Genomic DNA, 17,864 nt, shown 5'->3' on the forward strand with positions numbered 1-17,864 from the left:
GGCGCCGAGATCGCCGACGCGGCGGCCAGGCCGAGCCAGACCGCGCCCACCAGGACCAACAGCGCCGTCTCGAAATAGCTCAGCAGGAAGGTCGCCTGCAGCCGCGCACGGCTCTGCTCAGCCTCACGATAGGCTTCGATCGAACGGACGCTCTCGTCGATGGCCGCGAGTGTTCCGTCAGGGAGCGGCCGAAGCACGTAGAGATAGGCGTCCCCATAGCCCGGCAACGGATAAAGGGCCCGGAGAACGTCAGGGTCCTCGGTCGGCACGACGGGGACCGTGTCGCCCAGAGCCGCTTGCTCGAAAGCCTCCGCCGGCGGCGCGAGATAGGGCGGGGCGCCGGTCTGTTCGCCTCTCGCCAGGATCTGGCCCTGGCCGTCGAGAACATAGATGGCGGGATAGCCGAAGAAGTCGCCGATGCCCGTCAAGGCGCCGCTGAAGCGGAGCCGGTCGGGAAAGAGCGGCTGCACAGCCCCAAGCTCGTTGGCCATGGTGACGAGGTCACTTTCGAGCTGTTCGCCTACGTCCTGGACATAGCCACGGCCGATCTCGGCGCTGTTCTCGACGGCCGCGCGCACGTTCTGGCTGAACCAGCCCTCTACGCCTCGATTGACCAGAACGCCGAACACGAGGGCGACGAGGATGGCGGGCACCACCGCCACCAGGGAAAAGAGCGTCACGAACCGCAGGTGCAGTCGGGCTCCGGCGTCTTCGGCCTGCTCGCGCACCAGCGCCAGAACCCGGAGTCCCACCGCCCCGGCGAGAACCGCGATGAGCAGGAGGTTGGCCAGCAGGACGCCGAGCACCATGGTGCTGGCTCCGGCCAGGGCGCCCTCGCCCGCGCCGGCGGGCGCCGAAGCGACGAGCCAGACGCCGACCGCGGTGACAATGGCGGCGAGGCCATAGGCCGTCCCGAAGACGATCCGCGCTCGCGTGCCGGTCAACCAGGCGATCGCCCGCGCCGCCCAGCGAGGGTTCTCAACGGCTTGCGCCGGAGCTGTGGCGGCCTGCGGCATGCCCGGGCTATCGCCCGCCTGTGCCATTAAATCAACAACGATGTTGCGCGAAAGCGTCAGGCGGCGATCTGCCGCGGCTCCAGCCATAGCGCGGCGAGCCCGACCTCGACCTCTCCTGGAGTTTCCAGACGGCACAGCCGCGCCTTATCCGCACGCCGGACGCTCGGATCCGGCTCGAAGGGCGCGCCTTCGACATACCAGCCTAGGTGCTTGCGGAACATCTTGAGCCCCAGCCGATCTCCGTAGAAGGCCAGCGACCGGCGAAACTGGGCCAGCACGATCTCGAGGCGTTCAGACGGACCGGGCCCCTCCCCGGCCGCACCTCCCGTCAGGCCGCGCTCGATCTCGGCGGCGATCCACGGCTGACCGCAGACGCCGCGGCCGAGCATGACGGCGTCCGCGCCGGAATGCTCAAGCGCGGCTCGCGCCGTCTCGGCGTCGGTGATGTCGCCGTTGACGATCACCGGGATCGAGACCGCCGACCTGACCTCGGCCACCGCGCGCCAGTCGGCGGCGTCCTTGTAGAACTGCTGGCGGGTGCGGCCGTGGATGGTGATGGCCTGGACGCCGATCGCCTCGGCGCGGCGGGCCAGGTCGGACGCGTTGCGGCTGGCGTCGTCCCAGCCGAGACGGGTCTTGAGCGTGACGGGCCGTGACGTCGCCTTGACCACGGCCTCCAGGATGCGGCTGGCGGCGTCGAGATCGCGCATGAGGGCCGAGCCCGACGCGATGCCGGTGACCTCCTTGGCAGGGCAGCCGAAGTTGAGATCGACGATGTCGGCGCCGGCGCGCTCCGCCATGCGCGCGCCCTCGGCCATCATCTCGGGATTGGCGCCGACCAGTTGGATGATGGTCAGGCCGAGGCCCTCGCCGACGGCGGCGCGGCGCACCACGTCGGGCCGGCCCCGCGCCAGTTCTGCCGAAGCGACCATTTCGGTGGCGACATAGGCCGCGCCGAGCTCCGCCGCCGTCTGGCGGAACGGCAGATCGGTGACGCCGGTCATGGGCGCGGTCAGCACCCGTCCGGGCACGTGTACGTCGCCGATGGTGAGGCCCTGGGTCATGGCGCGCGGCATAGGCGCTCGGCGCGCGTCCGTCCACGCCGACTAGAAGACGGCCATCGCCGTGCGCACGGCCAGGACGGCCAGGATCAGGGTGCTGACATTGAAGATGGCGAACCGCACCAGGATGACGTTCGTCGTCGCCTGGACCAGGCTGTGCACGACGCGCAGGGCCACATAGGCCCAAGCCAGCCACAGGTTCAGCGGGTCGGCGTCCCCGATCACCGCCAAAGTCAGGGCCGTGGCGTAGAACAGCGTCGGCTGCTCCATCAGGTGGTTGTAGTTGTCGGCCTTCCAGCGGACCTCGGGCGGCAGGTCGCCCAGTAGCTGGTCTCGCGTCAGGCGTGGATCGAGCTTGGTTCGGGCCCTGCGCATCGCCGGGATGCGGGTGGCGTAGAGCCAGACCCACATGACCAGCGTCCACAGGACCAGCGCCATCAACGGCGCGAGAATGTCTTGGGTCATCTGGCCCTCCCTGGCGGCGAAGCTTAGCGAAGCGGCGCCGACCGGCAAGCGGCCTCGCCTTGCGGCGCTCCTTTGCCTAGAAGCGGGCCATGAGCTTCACCGCCATCGTCGTCGCCGCAGGCTCGGGCTCCCGCGCGGGCGGTCCCAAGCAGTGGACGCCGTTGGGCGGCAGGCCGGTCGTGCGCTGGTCAGTTGAGGCCTTCGTCAAAGCGGGGGCCGCCGAGGTGATCGTGGTGATCCCGGCCGGCAGCGAGACGCGGGCCGCGGAGGCGCTGGAGCGACTGTCAGGCTGGCGCGCCGTGACCGGCGGGGCGGAGCGGGCGGATTCGGTGCGCGCTGGGCTGGCGCAGGCCGATCCGGCCCTGCCGGTTCTGGTGCATGACGCAGCGCGTCCCCTGCTGAGCGGCCGGGTCATCGACGCACTGCTCGGCGCGCTTGAGACCGCCGAGGCGGCGGCGCCCGCCCTGGCGGTGGCGGACACCCTGAAGGCCGCAGAGGACGGGCGGGTGTCCCGCACAGTGCCCCGCGCGGGGCTGTGGCGGGTGCAGACGCCGCAGGCCTTCGCGCCCGGCGTGCTGCAGCGCGCCTACGAGGCCTGGACGGGCGAGGAGAGTCCGACCGATGACCTGGCCGTGGTCGAGGCGGCCGGGGGCGTGGTCCGGCTGACGCCCGGCGATCCGCGCCTGATGAAGCTGACCTATCCGGAGGATTTCGCCATGGCCGAGGCCCTGGTCGCGCAGGCGATGACGACGCGGGTGGGCATGGGCTTCGACGCCCATCGCTTCGGGCCCGGCCAGTCGGTCTGGTTGTGTGGCGTTGAAATCGCGCACGGCCAGGGGCTGATCGGGCATTCGGACGCGGATGCGGGGCTGCACGCCCTGACCGACGCGCTGCTGGGCGCGTTGGGCGAAGGCGACATCGGCGACCATTTCCCGCCGACCGACCCGCAGTGGAAGGGCGCCTCGTCGGACCGCTTCCTGGCGCATGCGCTGGGCCTCCTGAAGGAGCGCGGCGGGCGGATCGCCAGCGCGGACGTGACCCTGATCTGCGAGCGGCCCAAGGTGAAGCCGCACCGGGAAGCCATGCGGGCGCGGGTCGCCGAGATCCTTCAGGCGCCGCTTGGGGCCGTCAGCGTCAAGGCCACGACGACCGAGGGCATGGGCTTCACCGGACGCGAGGAAGGCATCGCCGCCCAGGCCGTCGTGGCCGTCGAGTTGCCGGTCAGTCGGTCGTCGGCACCGAGGTAGCGGCCTCGGCCTGCAGGCGCTGGCGTTCGGCCATGCGGTCGACGCCGCCCGCGTAGGCGACCAGCGCCTGGATGCGTTTCTCGATCGGCGGATGGGTCGCGAACAGGCCCATGAAGCCGCTCTCGTGGTGATCCAGGAACAGGCCGGCGACCTCGTCCGGCGCGTTCAGGTCGGAGCGGCCCGAAACCTTCTGAAGCGCGGAGATCATCGCGTCGGGGTTCTTGGTCAGCTCGACCGAGCCCGCATCGGCGAGGAACTCGCGCTTCCTCGATATCGCCATGCGGATGACCAGGGCCAGCACCCAGCCGATCGCCGCGATGGCGAAGCCCACCAGCACCAGCACCATGGCGCCGTTGTTACCGCCGCGCCGGTTGCTGCCGCCGAAGGCCATGAACCGCATCGAGCGGAAGATCAGCTCGGCCACCACGCTGATGATGCCGACGAAGACCGAGGCGATGACCATGGTCCGCACGTCGCGGTTGATGATGTGCGTCAGCTCGTGGGCAAGCACGGCCTCCAGCTCGTCCCGGTCGAGCGCCTCGACTAGACCGCGGGTGACGGTGATGGAGAACTGGCCGGAGTGCAGGCCGGTGGCGAAGGCGTTCAGCTCCGGCCGGTCGATGAGCCGCAGCGTGGGCGTCGTCATGCCGCGCGAGATCGCGAGGTTTTCGAGCAGGTTGTAGAGATCCGGATGGGTGTTGCGTTCGACTACGCGGGCACCCGTCGCCAGGTCGATGATGGTCTGGTTGGCGAAATAGGCCACGACGAACCAGCCGCCGGCGCCCAGGAAGGCGAAGGGCGCCGTGGCCGGCAGCATCTGGACCGCATAGAGGAAGTCGCCCTCGACCGTCTTGGTCCCGGGGATGACCCCATAGCCCATCAGCACCACCTGGGCGGCGTAGAGAATGCCGAGCAGCAGGATGGGGAACCCGGCCATCAGGATGGCCGAGCGCGTGTTGTTGGCCCAGATGTGGGTCTTCAGGCCAACGACGGCCACGGTTCAAACCCTCAGCTGAACGAGACCTTCGGCGGGGCCGCGTCCATGGCCGCCCGCTGCTCCGTGCCGACGTCGAAGAAGGGCTTGTCCGAGCCGAAGCCGACCAGGCCGGCGAACAGGACGGTCGGGAACTGGCGGCGCACCGCGTTGAATTCGGACACCGCGTTGTTGAAGAAGCGGCGCGCGGCGGCCAGCTTGTTTTCGATGTCCGAAAGGTCGGACTGGAGCCGCATGAAGTTCTCGTTGGCGCGCAGCTGCGGATAAGCCTCCGACAGGGCGAAGAGCCGGCCGAGCGTGGCGGTCAGCATGTTCTCGGCCTCGACCTTTTCGTTGACGCCGGTCGCGTGGGTCGCGGCCGAACGGGCCTGGATGACGGCCTCGAGCGTGCCGCGCTCATGCGAGGCGTAGCCCTTCACGGTCTCGACCAGATTGGGGATGAGGTCGTGGCGCTGCTTCAGCTGGACGTCGATGTCCGCGAAGGCCTGATCCGCCGTCTGGTCCAGGCCGACCAGGCGGTTGTACGCGCCGATGACGAGGAACAGCAGGACGACGACGACAACGCCGACGATGATCCAGACAAGCATCACGGATTCCTCCAGTTGGATGGAGCCATGATAGGGGCCGGTTCAGGCTTCGTCATGCGGAAAGCGTGGCCGCTCAACCGATCCTGACGCCGGTCATGGAGATGGAGCCGCCGTCGATCACGTCGTTGAAGAAGCTGACCTCTTCGCCCGGCCGCGCCTGGGCCGCGACGTAGAGCAGCGGCAGGAAGTGCTCGTCGGTCGGCACGCTGAGCTGGGCGTCCTCGGCCAGCGACACCCAGTCGACCAGCCGGTCGTGATCGCCGGAGATCAGGGCGGCCTTGACCGCCTCGTTGAAGCTGACCGCCCAGTCGTAGGCCTGGGCGCCCGGCTCGCGCCGCCAGGTCCTGAGGTTGTGCACGAAGTCGCCGGAGCCGGCGATCACCACGCCCTCGTCGCGCAGCGGCTGGAGCCGCCGGGCCAGGTCGTAGTGGCCCTGCGCATCGAGCGTGCGGTCGAGCGACAGCTGGATGACCGGCACGTCGGCCTGCGGCCAGACGTGGGCCAGCACCGACCAGGTCCCGTGATCCAGGCCCCAGTCCAGGCTCGGACGCGCGCCGGTCAGGCAGCCTACCCGCTCCGCCAGTACGGGCGAGCCGGGCGCGGGCCAGGTCATGGCGTGCAACTCGGCCGGGAAACCGCCGAAGTCGTGGATGGTCCGAGGCCGTTCGTCAGCGGTGACGAACAGCCCGGGCGTCTCCCAGTGAGCGGAGACCATGACGACGCCCGCCGGCTTGCCGATGTCGCGGCCGAGGTCGCGCCAGGCGTCCACGAAGGGACCGCCCAGTGCGTTCATCGGGTTGCCGTGGCCGAAGAAGACGGCGGGCGCGCTCATCACGCAGCCAGCTTCTTCGCGTTCTCGGCGACGTAGCGGCCCTGCCAGCGGGCGCCTTCGAGCTCATTGTCGGAAGGCATGCGCGAGCCGTCGCCGCCGGTGATGGTGGTGGCGCCATAGGGGCTGCCGCCGGTGATCTCGTCCATGCGCTGCTGGCCGGACCAGGCGTAGGGCAGGCCCGCGATGAGCATGCCGTGGTGCAGAAGGGTCTGGATGAGCCCGATCAGGGTCGTCTCCTGGCCGCCGTGCTGGGTCGCCGTCGAGGTGAAGGCCGCGCCGATCTTGCCGACGAGCGCGCCCTTGACCCAGATGCCGCCTGTCTGGTCGAGGAAGTTCCGCATCTGCGAGGCGGCGGTGCCGTAGCGGGTGCCGGCGCCCACAATGATCGCGTCATAGTCCGCCAGTTCGGCCGGCTGGGCGATCGGCGCGGCCTGGTCGAGCTTGTAGCCGCTCTTGCGGGCTAGCTCCTCGGGAACGAGTTCCGGCACCCGTTTGATGTCGACCGTCACCCCCTCGACCGACCGCGCGCCCTCTGCGACGGCCTCGGCCATCTTCTCGATATGGCCGTAGGTGGAATGGTACAGGACGAGGATTTTGGTCATCGGGGAGGCCTCCAGTTTCGCGTGAAACCGAGCAACAGTTCATAACTGCAACTCGTTCCGTTGCTGATTTAGGGAGGCGGCCGGCGGCTTCAAGCCGCCGGACACGAAATATCCGCGCCCGGCTTGCGCTAGAGGTGCAGGACCCGCTGGTACGCGTCGAGCGAGGCCTCGTGCATGGCCTCGGACATCGTCGGGTGCGGGTAGACGATGCCGTGGATGTCTTCCTCGGTGGCCTCCAGCGTGATGGCGGTCACGAAGCCCTGGATCATCTCGGTGACCTCGTGGCCGATCATGTGGGCGCCGACGAGCGCTCCCGTCTTCGCGTCGAAGATCGTCTTGACGAAGCCTTCGGTCTCTCCGGCGGCGACGGCCTTGCCGTTCACGCGGAACGGGAAGCGGCCGACCTTGACCTCGCGCCTGGCTTCGCGCGCGCCCTGTTCCGTCAGGCCGACCGAGGCGACCTGCGGCTGGGTGTAGGTGCAGCCGGCGATGGGGCTGACGACGTTCGGGGTCCGGTGGCCGGCGATATGCTCGGCGGCGTGGATGCCCTCGTGGCTCGCCTTGTGGGCGAGCCAGGGCGCGCCCGCGCAGTCGCCGATGGCGTAAAGGCCCTTCACATTGGTCTCGCCGTGCGGGCCGGTCTTGATGTGGCCGCGGTCGAGCTCGACGCCCAGCGCCTCCAGGCCGATGCCGTCGGTGTTGGCGGTGATTCCGACGGCCGAGATGCAGACCTCGGCCTCCAGCGTCTCGGACTTGCCGCCGACCTCGACGGCGACGGACACGCCGGAGCCGGTCTTGGAGACCTTGGTCACCTTGGCGCCGACGCGGAACCGGATGCCGCGCTTCTCGAAGGCCTTCTGGGCGGCCTTGGAGACCTCCTCGTCCTCGACCGGCATGATGCGGTCGACGGCCTCGACCACGGTCACCTCGGCGCCGAGCGCACGGTAGAAGCTGGCGAACTCAAGCCCGATGGCGCCCGAGCCGATGACGACGAACGACTTCGGCAGGCGCTTCGGCGCGAGCGCCTCGCGGTAGGCCCAGATCTTGTCGCCGTCGGCCTCCAGGCCGATCTGAGGCAGCGCCCGGGCGCGGGCGCCGACGGCCAGCATGACGGCCCGGGCCTCGACCGTGCGCGATCCACCGGCGTTCAGGGCCACGACGACCTTAGGAGCCGCAGCGCCCTTCTCGAGCTTCGCCGAGCCCTCGATCACCTCGATCTTGTGCTTCTTCATCAGGAAGGCGACGCCCTTGTTCATTGTCGCGGCGACGCCGCGCGAGCGGGCGATGATGGCGTCGAAGTCGAAGCCGACTTTCTCGGCCGACAGGCCGTAGTCCTTGAGGTGCGACAGGCTCTCGAACTTCTCGCCGGACTTGAGCAGCGCCTTGGTCGGGATGCAGCCCCAGTTCAGGCAGATGCCGCCGAGGTTCTCGCGCTCGACGATAGCCACCTTCTGGCCCAGCTGGCTGGCGCGGATAGCCGCGACGTATCCGCCGGGGCCCGAGCCGATGACGATGAGGTCGAAGTCAGCCATGGCGCGTCCTTTAGGCCAGCATCGTCACGGGGTCTTCGACCAGCGGCTTGAAGGCCTGCAGGAAGCGGGCGCCGACGGCGCCGTCGACCACGCGGTGGTCGCAGGTCAGGGTGACGGTCATGACGGTGGCGACAGCCAGCTGGCCGTTGCGGACGACCGCCCTCTCCTCACCCGCGCCGACGCTCATGATCGCGCCTTGCGGCTCGTTGATGATCGAGGCGAAGGCCTTGATGCCGAACATGCCGAGGTTGGACACCGAGAAGGTGCCCCCCTGGAACTCTTCCGGCTTCAGCTTGCGGTCGCGGGCGCGCTTGGCGAGGTCCTTGGCCTCAGTCGCGATCTCGGCCAGCGACTTGAGCTCGGCCTGGCGGATGATCGGGGTGATCAGGCCGCCGTCGATGGCGACCGCCAGGGCCACGTCGGCGTGGTGGTGCATGGCGATGCCCTCGGGCGTGTAGGAGGCGTTCGCCTCCGGCACGGCCTTCAGCGCCATGGCCGCGGCCTTGAGGACGATGTCGTTGACCGAGACCTTCACGCCCTTGGCTTCGAGCATGGCGTTGATGCGCGCGCGGGCCTTGAGCAGGCCGTCGATCTCGCAGTCGATGGTCAGCGGGAAGTGCGGCACGTCGCGGAAGCTGTCGGTCAGGCGGCGAGCGATCGCCTTGCGCATGCCGTCGAGCGGGACGAGGTCGTAGGTGCCGGGCGCGATGCCCATCTGCTCCAGAGACAGCACCTTGCGGGGTTCGCCGGCAGAGGCGGCCGTCCCGGCCGCTGCCGGGCGGGCTGCGCCCGACTTCGAAGCGCCCTCGATGTCGGCCTTCACGATACGGCCGTGCGGGCCGGTCCACTTGATCGAGGCGAGGTCCAGGCCGGCCTGATGGGCCAGACGGCGCGCCAGGGGCGAGGCGAAGACGCGCTCGCCGGACGCCTTGGCCGGGACCGCCGTCTCGGCGGACTTGACGCCCTGAGGCGTGGCGACGGCCCGGCCGCTTTCATGGCCCGCCGGTTGCGGCTCGGCCTTGGCGGGCTCCGCCTTCGGAGCCTCGGCCTTGGGCGCGGCCGCGCCGCCCTCGCCTTTCAGCCGGGCGATGGGGGTGTTGACCTTGACGCCCTGGGCGCCCTCCTCGACCAGGATCTCGGCGACCTCGCCCTCGTCGACGGCCTCGACCTCCATGGTCGCCTTGTCGGTCTCGATCTCGGCGATGACGTCGCCGGCCTTGACCGTGTCGCCCGCCTTGATGTGCCACTTGGTGAGCGCGCCCTCCTCCATGGTGGGCGACAGCGCCGGCATGAGGATGTCGGTCATGCTCAGCTCTCCTTGGGCGCCTGACCGTGGGTCATGACCGTCTTCATCGGAATGCCCTTGGCGTCGTCCCAGCCCTGGCGGATCTGTTCGATCAGGGCCTCAGGCTCGCCGTGGCCCTGCGAGGCGTAGACCTGCGAGAAGTGGAAGGCGCATTCGCCCAGCAGTCGGCCGACGTTGCGCGGGTCCTTGAGCGCGGCGGACAGGACGAACTCCGGCCGGTCGTGCACCCAGAAGGCGCGGATCAGCTCGACGGCCTGGTCGGCGTGCGGGCCCTCACGGGCGCCGTCAGGGATTCTGAGCTCACGAGCCGGCATAGGTCACCTTCTTGACGGCGGCCACGATCTTCTCGACCGACGGCAGGGAAAGGGCTTCCAGGTTGGCGGCGTACGGCATGGGCACGTCCTCCTGGTGGACGCGCAGCGGCGGCGCATCGAGATAGTCGAAGGCGTGCTCGACCACGCGGGCGCAGATTTCGGCGCCGACGCCCATGGGGCCCCAGCCTTCCTCGACCGACACCAGGCGGTTGGTCTTGCGGACGCTCTCGAGCACCGTCTCGTGGTCGAGCGGACGCAGGGTGCGCAGGTCCACGACCTCGGCCTCGATACCTTCCTTGGCCAGCTCTTCGGCGGCCTTCAGCGCCAGACCGACCATGCGGCTGTGGGCGGTGATGGTGACGTGGTCGCCCTCGCGGCGGACCTTGGCCTTGCCGATCGGCACGATCCAGTCGTCGACCTCCGGCACGTCGAACTCCACGCCGTACATCATCTCGTGCTCGAGGAAGACAATGGGGTTGGGGTCGCGGATGGCGGCCTTGAGCAGACCCTTGGCGTCGGCGGCGTCGTAAGGAGCAATGACCTTCAGGCCCGGCACCTGGGCGTACCAGGCGGAGTAATCCTGGCTGTGCTGGGCGGCCACGCGGGCGGCCGCGCCGTTCGGACCGCGGAACACGATCGGGCAGCGGATCTGGCCGCCCGACATGTAGAGCGTCTTGGCCGCCGAGTTGATGATGTGGTCGATCGCCTGCATGGCGAAGTTGAAGGTCATGAACTCGACGATGGGCTTCAGGCCCGCCATCGAGGCGCCGACGCCCAGGCCCGCGAAGCCGTACTCGGTGATCGGGGTGTCGACCACGCGGCGGTCGCCGAACTCCTGCAGCAGCTCGCGCGAGACCTTGTAGGCGCCCTGGTACTGGGCGACTTCCTCGCCCATCAGGAAGACGGCCTCGTCGCGGCGCATCTCCTCGGCCATGGCGTCGCGCAGCGCGTCGCGGACCGTCGTCTTGACCAGCTTGGCGCCGGCCGGGATTTCCGGGTCCTTCAGCTCGACCTTCGGCGTGACAGGCGCGGGACCCTCGCCTTCCGGCTTGGGCGCGGCGGTTTCGGGCGCCTGCTTCTCGGGTTCGCCGGCGGCCTGGGGCGCGGGCTGCTGAGGCGCGGGCGCAGCGCCGCCGCCCTCGCCCTTCAGGCGCGCGATCGGAGTGTTGACCTTCACGCCTTCGGAGCCCTCGGCCACGAGGATTTCGGCCACTTCGCCCTCGTCGACGGCCTCGACCTCCATGGTCGCCTTGTCGGTCTCGATCTCGGCGATGACGTCACCGGCCTTGACCGTGTCGCCCGCCTTGATGTGCCACTTGGTGAGGGTCCCCTCCTCCATGGTCGGGGACAGGGCCGGCATCAGGATGTCGGTCACTGCGCGGCCTCCTGATAGACGTCAGTGTAGAGCTCGGACGGGTCCGGCTCGGGGCTTTCCTGGGCGAACTGGACGGCCTCGGCGACGATGGCCTTGATCTCGTCCTCGATGGGCTTGAGGTCGGCCTCGGTCGCGCCGGCCTGGTCGAGCAGCATCTTCACGTGCTCGATGGGATCGCGGGTCTTCTTGACCTCGTCGACCTCCTCCTTGGTGCGGTACTTGGCCGGATCGCTCATGGAGTGACCGCGATAGCGGTAGGTCTTCACTTCCAGGATGAAGGGGCCGCCGCCCTCGCGGGCGCGCTTGACGGCCCGCTCGGTGGCTTCACGCACCGCCAGCACGTCCATGCCGTCGACCTGCTCGCCCGGAATGCCGAAGCTGGCGCCGCGCTGGCTGAGGTCGGTCGTGGCCGAGGACCGCTCGATCGAGGTGCCCATGGCGTACTGGTTGTTCTCGATGATGAAGATGGCCGGCAGCTTCCACAGCTGGGCCATGTTGAAGCTCTCGTAGACCTGGCCCTGGTTGGCCGCGCCGTCGCCGAAATAGACGAAGGCGACGTTGTCATTGCCGCGATAGCGGTTGGCGAAGGCGAGCCCCGCGCCCAGCGCCACCTGGCCGCCGACGATGCCGTGGCCGCCATAGAAGCCGGTCGCCACGTCGAACATGTGCATGGAGCCGCCCTTGCCCTTGGACGAGCCGCCGATGCGCCCGGTCAGCTCGGCCATGACCTCCTTGGGGTCCATGCCGGCGGCCAGCATGTGGCCGTGGTCGCGATAGCCGGTGATGACCTGGTCGCCCTGCTTGAAGGTCGCCTGCACGCCCACCGCCACGGCCTCCTGGCCGATGTAGAGGTGGCAGAAGCCGCCGATCAGGCCCATGCCGTAGAGCTGGCCGGCGCGCTCCTCGAAGCGGCGGATCAGCAGCATCTCACGGTAGTACTTGAGCAGTTCGGCCTTGTCGGCCTTTGGCGCCGGCGGGGCCTTGCCCGATGCGCTCTTGCTGGCGGCCTTCGCCATCCGGCGTCCTCCAATAGGTCTGTACAGCCAGCGACGGCGGCGCTTCGCTTCGTCCGGCGGGCTCGGCTGTCGCTACGGAAGCGGGCTTTAGCAGGCTTCGTTCCCGAAAGGCAAAGCCCCTCGGCCGCCTGATCACGACGTTGGTCAGGAGGGCCGCGTCTCGCGGATCACATAGTCGTTGGGACGGACATAGCCGAGCACCACGCGCGCCCGCTCTTCCAGCACGTCGAGCGACAGGTGGCGCGACGACAGGCCGTCCACGCGCGCCTGCAGTTCGGCCTTCTGGGTCTCGAGGGACGCCAGCTCGGCCTGTCGCTCGGCCAGCTCGCGCTTGCGCTCGCCGTCATTCAGCAGACCCCGCTCGCCCGTCAGGGCCTGGGCCGTGAAATAGACGATCAGGAAGCCGAGCACGCCCAGACGCGCATAACGGCGGAGGTTCAGAGACACCTGGCGGAGGCCCTCAAGGGTGCGTGGTCACGACTCGTTAAGCGTGCCGTCCAAGCCCTTAAGGAAGCGTGGATTTCGCCCGCGCCCTACTCCCGCAGCACGCTCTCCCCGGCGTACACGGCCAGGTCGCCGAGCATCTCCTCGATGCGCAGGAGCTGGTTGTACTTGGCCAGCCGGTCCGAGCGGGCCAGCGAGCCCGTCTTGATCTGACCGCAGTTGGTGGCGACCGCCAGGTCGGCGATGGTCGAGTCCTCGGTCTCGCCCGAGCGGTGGCTCATCACCGCCGTGTAACCGGAGCGGTGCGCCAGATCGACGGCGTCGAGCGTCTCGGACAGGGTGCCGATCTGGTTGACCTTGATGAGGATCGAGTTGGCCAGCCCCTCGCCGATGCCCGCCAGCAGGCGCGCCGGATTGGTCACGAACAGGTCGTCGCCGACCAGTTGCAGCTTGTCGCCCAGCCGCTCGGTCAGCAGACGCCAGCCGTCGAAGTCGTCTTCCGAACAGCCGTCCTCGATCGAGACGATCGGGAACCGGTCGCAGAGCGCGGCGAGGTAGTCGACCATGCCCTGCTGGTCGAGCGTCTTGCCCTCGCCTTCCAGGACATAGCGGCCGTCCTTGAAGAACTCGGTCGAGGCGACGTCGAGGCCGAGCTGGAAGTCCTCGCCGGCCTTGTAGCCCGCGGCCTCGCCCGCCTTGACGATGAAAGCCAGGGCGTCCTCGGCCGAGGCCAGGTTCGGCGCGAAGCCGCCCTCGTCGCCGACGTTGGTGTTGTGGCCGGCGTCCTTCAGGGCCTTCTTCAGGCCGTGGAAGATCTCCGCACCCATGCGCAGGCCTTCGGAGAAGGTGTCCGCACCGGTCGGCAGGATCATGAACTCCTGGATGTCGATCGGATTGTCGGCGTGGGCGCCGCCGTTGATGATGTTCATCATCGGCACCGGCAAGACCCGGGCCGAGACGCCCCCGACGTAGCGGTGCAGCGGCAGGCCCGAGGAGATGGCGCTCGCCTTGGCGCAGGCCAGGGACACGCCGAGGATGGCGTTGGCGCCCAGGCGGCTCTTGTTGTCCGTCCCGTCCAGCCCGATCAGGGCCTCGTCGATGCGGCGCTGGTCCTCGGCGTCCATGCCGCACAGGGCGTCGAAGATCTCGCCGTTCACGGCATCCACGGCCTGGGACACGCCCTTGCCGAGATAGCGGCCCTTGTCGCCGTCGCGCTTTTCGACCGCCTCGTGGGCGCCGGTCGAGGCGCCCGAGGGCACCGCGGCGCGGCCAAACGCGCCGTCCTCCAGCGTGACGTCCACCTCGACGGTCGGGTTGCCCCGGCTGTCTAGAATCTCGCGGGCGGTGATGTCGGCGATGTCGGTCATGGCGGGCCCTTCGTTTTGCGCGGGGCCGCGATAGCCCACGGGGAACGTCCGGGCAATGCAGGGGTTGGACTCCTTTAGGCCGGACACTCCGGCCGCCGCGAGGAGGACCTCATGCGAACCATCATCCTGCCCATCGTCGCCCTCGGCGCCCTGTCGATGGCCGCCTGCAGCAACGAGCGCTCGGCCGAGGTCGAGGGCGAGGTCGCCGAAGCCGAGGTGACCACGGAGCTTCCCGAAGAGATCGTCTCGGACGACGAACTCGAGGACCTGGCGGCGCGCGCCGCCGCGGGCGCGGGCAGCGCCACGGTTCCGACCGATCCGGCCGCGGGCGGCACGGGCGACGTCCAGACCATGCCGGGTCAGACCGGCGAGACGAGGACTGGAGAGTCTTCTACGACCACGGAGTAGGTCAGAGACAGCCCTCGACGTACTGGATGCTGGGTCCGCCCAAGTGGATTTGCTCGACCACGCCCTCGGCGTTGGTCTCGTAGCGGACTCCCCGGGCGGCCGGGTCCTGCACGTAGGGGTCGGCGGGCGGACCGCCGACCCAGGCCGTCAGGTACTCGGCCGGCAGGCCGACGTAGTGATGCGGCTCTGTCTGGAGCGCGTCCCCATAGGCGGCCTTGATCTCGACGGCGGACGCTCCGACGCCGAAGCCCCGGTCTGTCGTCAGGCCGGCGGGCTCAAAGACGCTGATCCGCGTCAGCACCCCGTCCTCGACCATCACCAGCAGTCCTTCGGGCGCGCGCTCGGGGCGGAACTGGTCGCAGCTTTCCGGATCCGGGCGCCGACCGCGTCGGGATCGGAATCCGGCCCCATGGCGGCTTCGACCTCCGCCAGGGTCATGCCGATGCGCAAAGGGCCCCAGCCCTCTGGCGTCAGGGACGCTACAGCAGGGCTCAGTGTCGCGGGGTCCGACGGCTGGGCCGGTGATTCGGACGGCGGGGGCGCCTCGGTTGCTGGCTCGCAGGCCGCAAACCCGATGAGCACGAGCGCGGCGAGGGTCAGACGCATCGGACAGGCTCCGGACATGCAAAACGGCGCGCCGGGGTCCGGCGCGCCGTCAGGCTAATCCAGTTTGGCGAAGAAGACTTAGTCTTCCTTCTGCTCCAGCACCTGGCGGCCCTTGTACATGCCGGACTTCAGGTCGATGTGGTGCGGGCGGCGCAGCTCCCCGGTGTCCTTGTCCTCGACGTAGGCATTCGTGCCCAGGGCGTCGTGCGAGCGACGCATGTTGCGCCGCGACGGCGAGGTTTTGCGCTTCGGAACGGCCATGTCCGTCTCTTCTTGGTCTGAGTGCGCCGAACCGGGCGCGAAAATGGAAGCGGCGGCCGTGAAGGCCGCCCCGTGAGCGGGGGCTTATGCCCGAACCTCCACTCCATTTCAAGCGGGGCTTGAGGCAAGCTCGCGGGCGAGGACGACGAACCAGAGGTCGTTCCTGAGCGGAACGCCCAGGCGCGGGTCGTGCATCGGAAAGGGGCAGGTCTCGCCCGTGGGCTCGTACCCCTGGCGGGCGTACCAGGCGATCAGACTGTCGCGCTGCCAGAAGACCTGCATCTCCAGCCGGCGCGCGCCCCAGCGCGCCTGCACCTCGCGTTCGGCGGCGCGGACCAGCGCCCGGCCGATGCCGCCAGACTGCAGCTCGGGATCGACCGACAGCATGCCGAGATAGCCGGTGTCTCCTCCCCGATCAGCGATCAGGACACAGCCGACGAGCGCGCCGTCGCGCTCGGCCATGAGGATGGCCTGCTTCGGATCGACGAGGATCGCCGCCAGCGCTTCCGGGTCGGTGCGCTGGCCGCCCAGCAGGTCGGCCTCGGTCGTCCAGCCGCGCCGTGAGCCTTCGCCGCGATAGGCGCCTTCGATGAGGGCGTGGAGCGCCGGGATGTCGTTGAGCCCGGCGTCGCGGATCGACAGCTCGCTCAAACCAGGCGGCTCTGCTCGACGGCCGCGCCGATGAAGCTGGCGAACAGCGGGTGGGGCGCAAACGGGCGGCTCTTGAGTTCCGGGTGGTACTGCACCCCGATGAACCAGGGGTGGTCCGGGATCTCCACGGTCTCAGGCAGGACCCCATCCGGCGACAGGCCGGCGAAGACCATGCCGGTCGCCTCGATGGCGTCGCGGTAGTTGATGTTGACCTCATAGCGGTGGCGGTGCCGCTCAGAGATGGTCTCGGATCCGTAGATCTCGGCGATGCGCGAGCCGGCCTTGAGCGTGGCGTCATAGGCGCCCAGACGCATGGTGCCGCCGAGGTCGCCGCCGGCGGTGCGCTGGACCCGCTGGTTGCCCTGCACCCACTCGGTCATCAGGCCGACGACCGGCGTGGACGTCTCGCCGAACTCGGTGGATGAAGCCTCGTCCAGCCCCGCCAGGCTGCGCGCCGCCTCGATCACCGCCATCTGCATGCCGAAGCAGATGCCGAAGTACGGGATGCGCCGCTCGCGCGCGAAACGGGCGGCGCAGATCTTGCCCTCCGCCCCACGTTCGCCGAAGCCACCCGGGACCAGCACCGCATGCGCGCCCTCGAGCCGTGCGGCGCACTCCGAGGCGTCGCCCTCGAAGGTCTCGGACTCGACCCAGTCGATGTTGACCTTGACCCGGTTGGCCACGCCGCCGTGGTTCAGGGCCTCGATCAGGGATTTGTAGGCGTCCTTGAGCACCGTGTACTTGCCGACCACCGCGACGGTGACCTCGCCGTCCGGGTTCAGGCGGCGGCTCGAGATCTCCTCCCAGCGCGACAGGTCGGGCGCCGGCGCATCGTTCAGGCCGAAGACCGACAGCACCTCCCGGTCCAGTCCCTCGCGGTGATAGTCGAGCGGCACGGCGTAGATGTCGGCGGAGTCCATCGCCTGGATGACCGCGCTCTGCCGCACGTTGCAGAACAGGCCGATCTTGCGCTTCTCGTCCTCGGGGATCGGCTGCTCGCAGCGGCACAGCAGCACGTCCGGCTGGATGCCGATGGAGCGCAGCTCCTTGACTGAGTGCTGGGTCGGCTTGGTCTTCATCTCGCCGGCCGTCTGGATGAACGGCAGCAGCGTCAGATGCACGAAGCAGCTCTGGCCCCGGGGCAACTCCTGGCCAAGCTGGCGGATGGCTTCGAAGAACGGCAGGCCCTCGATGTCGCCGACGGTGCCGCCGATCTCGACGAGGACGAAGTCGGCCTCCTCGCCCGTCGCCTCGTCGACCGCGGGGCGCAGGACGAACTCCTTGATCTCGTTGGTGACGTGCGGAATGACCTGGACCGTCGCGCCCAGGTAGTCGCCGCGCCGTTCCTTCTCGAGGATGGTCGAATAGATCCGGCCGGTGGTGATGTTGTCCGACCTGGCCGCCGAGACGCCGGTGAAACGCTCGTAGTGGCCGAGGTCGAGGTCTGTCTCGGCCCCGTCGTCGGTTACGAAGACCTCGCCGTGCTGATACGGGCTCATCGTGCCCGGATCGACGTTTAGATAGGGGTCGAGCTTGCGCAGGCGCACGGTGTAGCCGCGCGCCTGCAAGAGGGCGCCGAGCGCCGCCGAGGCCAATCCCTTGCCGAGCGAGGAGACCACGCCACCGGTGATGAAGACGTACCGAGTCTTTGTCCGGGCCATGGGCGGCTAGCTTACCTTCGATTCGGCCCGGCCGAAGCCGGCTTGAAATGCTTCCGCCTCTCCCGGCGCGGCCGGGAGGCGGAGGAGGCTCTGCTGGCGGGAGGGGCGGCGGGAGAGCC

At 69.2% G+C, this 17,864-nt stretch carries 20 protein-coding genes and 1 pseudogene; 2 read left to right on the forward strand and 19 right to left on the reverse strand.

Going from position 1 to position 17,864, the window contains the following annotated elements; genetic code table 11:
- The 3 genes and pseudogenes from Q0M60_RS12765 to Q0M60_RS12775 all read right to left on the reverse strand — a co-directional run.
- A pseudogene (locus tag Q0M60_RS12765) lies at window positions 1–1,016 on the reverse strand (PAS domain-containing sensor histidine kinase); the annotation flags it as partial.
- Window positions 1,017–1,072: 56 nt separating this feature from the next.
- Window positions 1,073–2,080, reverse strand: a complete 1,008-nt coding sequence (gene dusB / locus Q0M60_RS12770; RefSeq protein ID WP_296820132.1) for a tRNA dihydrouridine synthase DusB — start codon at window positions 2,078–2,080, stop codon at window positions 1,073–1,075.
- Window positions 2,081–2,122: 42 nt separating this feature from the next.
- Entirely contained in the window at window positions 2,123–2,542 is a 420-nt protein-coding gene (locus tag Q0M60_RS12775) for an MAPEG family protein (protein ID WP_296820136.1), read from the reverse strand.
- A gap of 89 nt (window positions 2,543–2,631) precedes the next feature.
- On the opposite strand from Q0M60_RS12775, the gene Q0M60_RS12780 reads away from it, so the two are divergent.
- Window positions 2,632–3,789: a bifunctional 2-C-methyl-D-erythritol 4-phosphate cytidylyltransferase/2-C-methyl-D-erythritol 2,4-cyclodiphosphate synthase gene (locus tag Q0M60_RS12780; RefSeq protein ID WP_296820139.1), complete on the forward strand. Its 1,158-nt coding sequence runs from the start codon at window positions 2,632–2,634 to the stop codon at window positions 3,787–3,789.
- Here the strand turns inward: Q0M60_RS12780 and Q0M60_RS12785 are convergent.
- The 11 genes from Q0M60_RS12785 to eno form a co-directional block, all read right to left on the reverse strand.
- On the reverse strand, window positions 3,764–4,786 hold the full coding sequence (locus Q0M60_RS12785) for a M48 family metallopeptidase (protein ID WP_296820141.1): 1,023 nt from the start codon (window positions 4,784–4,786) through the stop codon (window positions 3,764–3,766). The two genes, Q0M60_RS12780 and Q0M60_RS12785, sit on opposite strands and share 26 nt — an antisense overlap.
- An 11-nt stretch (window positions 4,787–4,797) precedes the next feature.
- On the reverse strand, window positions 4,798–5,370 hold the full coding sequence (locus Q0M60_RS12790) for a LemA family protein (RefSeq protein WP_296820144.1): 573 nt from the start codon (window positions 5,368–5,370) through the stop codon (window positions 4,798–4,800).
- 73 nt (window positions 5,371–5,443) lie between these two features.
- The gene (gene ygiD / locus Q0M60_RS12795) at window positions 5,444–6,202 is read right to left on the reverse strand and encodes a 4,5-DOPA dioxygenase extradiol (protein WP_296820147.1); all 759 of its coding nucleotides are present in this window, start codon (window positions 6,200–6,202) and stop codon (window positions 5,444–5,446) included.
- Window positions 6,202–6,804 (reverse strand): NAD(P)H:quinone oxidoreductase, encoded by a 603-nt coding sequence (gene wrbA, locus Q0M60_RS12800; RefSeq protein WP_296820149.1) that lies wholly within the window; start codon window positions 6,802–6,804, stop codon window positions 6,202–6,204. The genes ygiD and wrbA overlap by 1 nt, the downstream gene beginning before the upstream one ends.
- A gap of 128 nt (window positions 6,805–6,932) precedes the next feature.
- The gene (gene lpdA / locus Q0M60_RS12805) at window positions 6,933–8,336 is read right to left on the reverse strand and encodes a dihydrolipoyl dehydrogenase (RefSeq protein ID WP_296820151.1); all 1,404 of its coding nucleotides are present in this window, start codon (window positions 8,334–8,336) and stop codon (window positions 6,933–6,935) included.
- Window positions 8,337–8,346: 10 nt separating this feature from the next.
- On the reverse strand, window positions 8,347–9,642 hold the full coding sequence (locus tag Q0M60_RS12810) for a pyruvate dehydrogenase complex dihydrolipoamide acetyltransferase (protein WP_296820153.1): 1,296 nt from the start codon (window positions 9,640–9,642) through the stop codon (window positions 8,347–8,349).
- Between the two features lie 2 nt (window positions 9,643–9,644).
- Complete coding sequence (locus Q0M60_RS12815) at window positions 9,645–9,956, reverse strand: DUF5076 domain-containing protein (RefSeq protein ID WP_296820156.1); 312 nt, start codon at window positions 9,954–9,956, stop codon at window positions 9,645–9,647.
- On the reverse strand, window positions 9,943–11,331 hold the full coding sequence (locus tag Q0M60_RS12820; RefSeq protein WP_296820158.1) for a pyruvate dehydrogenase complex E1 component subunit beta: 1,389 nt from the start codon (window positions 11,329–11,331) through the stop codon (window positions 9,943–9,945). The genes Q0M60_RS12815 and Q0M60_RS12820 overlap by 14 nt, the downstream gene beginning before the upstream one ends.
- Complete coding sequence (gene pdhA, locus Q0M60_RS12825) at window positions 11,328–12,347, reverse strand: pyruvate dehydrogenase (acetyl-transferring) E1 component subunit alpha (protein WP_296820162.1); 1,020 nt, start codon at window positions 12,345–12,347, stop codon at window positions 11,328–11,330. The genes Q0M60_RS12820 and pdhA overlap by 4 nt, the downstream gene beginning before the upstream one ends.
- 144 nt (window positions 12,348–12,491) lie before the next feature.
- Entirely contained in the window at window positions 12,492–12,794 is a 303-nt protein-coding gene (locus tag Q0M60_RS12830) for a septum formation initiator family protein (RefSeq protein WP_296820164.1), read from the reverse strand.
- Window positions 12,795–12,880: 86 nt separating this feature from the next.
- Complete coding sequence (eno, locus tag Q0M60_RS12835; RefSeq protein ID WP_296820167.1) at window positions 12,881–14,158, reverse strand: phosphopyruvate hydratase; 1,278 nt, start codon at window positions 14,156–14,158, stop codon at window positions 12,881–12,883.
- A 111-nt stretch (window positions 14,159–14,269) separates the two neighbouring features.
- Here eno and Q0M60_RS12840 point away from each other — a divergent pair, with 111 nt between their 5' ends.
- Entirely contained in the window at window positions 14,270–14,566 is a 297-nt protein-coding gene (locus tag Q0M60_RS12840; protein ID WP_296820169.1) for a hypothetical protein, read from the forward strand.
- Window position 14,567: 1 nt separating this feature from the next.
- Here Q0M60_RS12840 and Q0M60_RS12845 read toward each other — a convergent pair whose 3' ends face one another.
- From Q0M60_RS12845 to Q0M60_RS12865, 5 genes are all read right to left on the reverse strand, one after another.
- Entirely contained in the window at window positions 14,568–14,885 is a 318-nt protein-coding gene (locus Q0M60_RS12845) for a hypothetical protein (RefSeq protein ID WP_296820171.1), read from the reverse strand.
- Entirely contained in the window at window positions 14,882–15,172 is a 291-nt protein-coding gene (locus Q0M60_RS12850) for a hypothetical protein (protein WP_296820173.1), read from the reverse strand. The genes Q0M60_RS12845 and Q0M60_RS12850 overlap by 4 nt, the downstream gene beginning before the upstream one ends.
- 78 nt (window positions 15,173–15,250) lie before the next feature.
- Window positions 15,251–15,433 carry a 50S ribosomal protein L32 gene (rpmF, locus tag Q0M60_RS12855; RefSeq protein WP_296820175.1) on the reverse strand — a complete coding sequence of 61 codons (183 nt, stop codon included), beginning with the start codon at window positions 15,431–15,433 and terminating at the stop codon, window positions 15,251–15,253.
- A 108-nt stretch (window positions 15,434–15,541) separates the two neighbouring features.
- Window positions 15,542–16,084, reverse strand: coding sequence for a GNAT family N-acetyltransferase (locus Q0M60_RS12860; protein ID WP_296820177.1), 543 nt, complete (start codon window positions 16,082–16,084; stop codon window positions 15,542–15,544).
- Window positions 16,081–17,745: a CTP synthase gene (locus Q0M60_RS12865; protein WP_296820179.1), complete on the reverse strand. Its 1,665-nt coding sequence runs from the start codon at window positions 17,743–17,745 to the stop codon at window positions 16,081–16,083. The genes Q0M60_RS12860 and Q0M60_RS12865 overlap by 4 nt, the downstream gene beginning before the upstream one ends.
- Between the last annotated feature and the right edge of the window lie 119 nt (window positions 17,746–17,864).

This window comes from Brevundimonas sp., from assembly GCF_024711105.1.
Classification (GTDB): Bacteria; Pseudomonadota; Alphaproteobacteria; order Caulobacterales; family Caulobacteraceae; genus Brevundimonas.

Coding starts and splice junctions, on each gene's coding strand:
- dusB (WP_296820132.1), bottom strand. CDS start 2,080: ATGACCCAGGGCCTCACCATCGGCGACGTACACGTGCCCGGACGGGTG.
- Q0M60_RS12775 (WP_296820136.1), bottom strand. CDS start 2,542: ATGACCCAAGACATTCTCGCGCCGTTGATGGCGCTGGTCCTGTGGACG.
- Q0M60_RS12780 (WP_296820139.1), top strand. CDS start 2,632: ATGAGCTTCACCGCCATCGTCGTCGCCGCAGGCTCGGGCTCCCGCGCG.
- Q0M60_RS12790 (WP_296820144.1), bottom strand. CDS start 5,370: ATGCTTGTCTGGATCATCGTCGGCGTTGTCGTCGTCGTCCTGCTGTTC.
- ygiD (WP_296820147.1), bottom strand. CDS start 6,202: ATGAGCGCGCCCGCCGTCTTCTTCGGCCACGGCAACCCGATGAACGCA.
- wrbA (WP_296820149.1), bottom strand. CDS start 6,804: ATGACCAAAATCCTCGTCCTGTACCATTCCACCTACGGCCATATCGAG.
- lpdA (WP_296820151.1), bottom strand. CDS start 8,336: ATGGCTGACTTCGACCTCATCGTCATCGGCTCGGGCCCCGGCGGATAC.
- Q0M60_RS12810 (WP_296820153.1), bottom strand. CDS start 9,642: ATGACCGACATCCTCATGCCGGCGCTGTCGCCCACCATGGAGGAGGGC.
- Q0M60_RS12815 (WP_296820156.1), bottom strand. CDS start 9,956: ATGCCGGCTCGTGAGCTCAGAATCCCTGACGGCGCCCGTGAGGGCCCG.
- pdhA (WP_296820162.1), bottom strand. CDS start 12,347: ATGGCGAAGGCCGCCAGCAAGAGCGCATCGGGCAAGGCCCCGCCGGCG.
- eno (WP_296820167.1), bottom strand. CDS start 14,158: ATGACCGACATCGCCGACATCACCGCCCGCGAGATTCTAGACAGCCGG.
- Q0M60_RS12840 (WP_296820169.1), top strand. CDS start 14,270: ATGCGAACCATCATCCTGCCCATCGTCGCCCTCGGCGCCCTGTCGATG.
- Q0M60_RS12850 (WP_296820173.1), bottom strand. CDS start 15,172: ATGCGTCTGACCCTCGCCGCGCTCGTGCTCATCGGGTTTGCGGCCTGC.
- rpmF (WP_296820175.1), bottom strand. CDS start 15,433: ATGGCCGTTCCGAAGCGCAAAACCTCGCCGTCGCGGCGCAACATGCGT.
- Q0M60_RS12865 (WP_296820179.1), bottom strand. CDS start 17,745: ATGGCCCGGACAAAGACTCGGTACGTCTTCATCACCGGTGGCGTGGTC.